Here is a 1,893-nt window from a genome sequence, read left to right as displayed (position 1 = left end):
GGTAGGGGCCGCTGGTCGACAGATTGCGCACGATGTTGCCGGAACAGACGCCCATGCGGCCGCCTTCGTTGAAATTGACGATCGAGATGCCGTTGGCGGCGCCGTCGACGATGTTGTTGCTGATGATGGCGCCTTCGAACGAGAACTCGGAATAGATCGCCGTTTCGCCAGAGCGCGAGCAGGTGTTGCCCGATATCTGCAGGTTGCTGGCGCTGTTGGCGCGGATGGCCGAGAAGGCGCAGTCCGAGACGATGTTGCCCGAGATGACGACATTGCCGGCGCGAAAGGCATTGATGCCGTTGCCGTTCTGCCCGGTTCCGCCGCTGCGTGCCTGGATCCCTTGGACGCGGTTGCCGGTGACCATGGTGCCGTCTTCGGCCACCTGCCAGCGGTGTACGAGGATGCCGCCATTGGCGCAGTCGGAAACGGTGTTGCCCGTGATGGCCAGCCCGCCGGCTTCGACCGAATAGATGCCGGCATCGGCGGCGCCCAATATCTCACAGCGCTCGATCCGGCCGATCGCGTGTTCCAGCGCCAGCCCGTTCTTGCCGCTGCCGGTGATCTGGCAATTGTCGATGGCGAGGTGCGCGACACGGCGCAGATCGAGCAGCCCTTGCGTGTAGTCGCCCATCGCGCGGTTCGAACCATCGAAGACCAGCCCGCTCAGTTCGATATGGTCGGCCTGTTCGGCCATGAACAGGTGGCCGTCACCGCCGTAAACGATGCGCGTCGCGCCCGGCACGCCGGAAAGACGTACGCGGCCGGGCAGCGAAAGATTGGAGACGACATAGGTGCCGGGCGGCAGGAACACCGGCATGTCGCGGCTGTTTGCGTCACGCAGCAGTTTGGCGAAGGCCTTGCTCTGATCGTCTGATGTGCCGGGCTGCACGCCGAGTTCGGTGGCATTGATCGAGCCGCGCATCGAGGCTTTCTCGATGCCGCTCAAGCTTGCGGCTACCGCCTTGCCGAGCGCAAGGCCCATGACGGCAAAGCCGGCGGTTCCAGTCAGCAGCGTTCGTCTGTTCAACATCGGCACAAAATCCCAGCGTTCAACCTTGGCGTCGCAGGAATCGTGCCAGACGGTTTGCCTCTCCTCGGGACGGAAACGACAATGGCTTGTCGAGCAGCCTCTGCGGGCCTAAGTTCAGGAAATGAGCAGAGCTTTCACCCGCGAGGAAGACAGCGAAAATGCCATCGCCGGTGTCGGTGAGCGGCCGGTCAGCCAGCATCGCAATCTGGTGACGGAACGCGGCCTGGCGCAGATCGAGGAAAATCTGGCCGATCTGCGCGACATACTGGCGAAGGCCGAACGCAAAGCCGACCGCGAGCGCATAGCGGTCGTGTCGCGCGATCTGCGTTACTGGACCGCCCGGCGCGAAAGCGCCGAACTCTCGGTGCCGGAGCCGGGCAGTGACGTTGTGCGCTTCGGCATGGGCGTCACGATCGAGAGCGATGACGGCAAGAAGGTGCATTGGAAGATCGTCGGCGAGGACGAGGCTGATCCCACCAAGGGCAGCATTTCGCATGTTTCGCCAATGGCTGTCGCCCTGTTCGGCAAGAAGATCGGCGACTTGGCCAGCGTCAACGGCAAGGAATGGGAAATCGTCAAGCTCTCCGAGAGCTAGGACGTCTCAAATCCGCCGCACTGATTGGCGGGTCATTTGGCGAGTTTCTGAAGCCCGACCTGATATTTGTCCATGACCTCGCGCGCGGCCTTCATCTGCCGTTCGAACCTGTCGGCCACCGGTCTTAAAATGATGCCGTGATCAGTTTCGATGATCTGGAGCTGATCGCCCGATTGCAGATTCAAGCTGTCCAGCATTTCCCGTGGCAAGATCAGGGCATCTGATCCGTCGTCGAGCTTGTGGATGGTCGTCTTCACGGTTACCGCAC

The 1,893-nt window shown here is 62.1% G+C and carries 3 protein-coding genes; 1 reads left to right on the top strand and 2 read right to left on the bottom strand.

Going from position 1 to position 1,893, the window contains the following annotated elements:
* Positions 1-1,030 (bottom strand): TIGR03808 family TAT-translocated repetitive protein (locus EN914_RS33810; RefSeq protein WP_127389602.1); only part of this gene is annotated, 1,030 nt, incomplete at its 3' end.
* A 121-nt stretch (positions 1,031-1,151) separates the two neighbouring features.
* Between EN914_RS33810 and greA the strand changes: the two genes are divergently transcribed.
* A complete protein-coding gene (gene greA / locus EN914_RS33805) occupies positions 1,152-1,625 on the top strand; it encodes a transcription elongation factor GreA (protein WP_013532674.1) in 474 nt (157 codons plus the stop codon).
* Between the two features lie 32 nt (positions 1,626-1,657).
* Here greA and EN914_RS33800 read toward each other — a convergent pair.
* A partial coding sequence (locus EN914_RS33800) for an AbrB/MazE/SpoVT family DNA-binding domain-containing protein (protein WP_245497910.1) occupies positions 1,658-1,893 on the bottom strand: 236 nt, incomplete at its 5' end.

This window comes from Mesorhizobium sp. M7A.F.Ca.CA.001.08.2.1, assembly GCF_003998455.1.
GTDB classification, from domain to species: domain Bacteria; phylum Pseudomonadota; class Alphaproteobacteria; order Rhizobiales; family Rhizobiaceae; genus Mesorhizobium; species Mesorhizobium ciceri.
The sequence above is the reverse complement of the archived record's forward strand: the minus strand, read 5'-3'. Positions and strand labels throughout refer to the sequence as shown.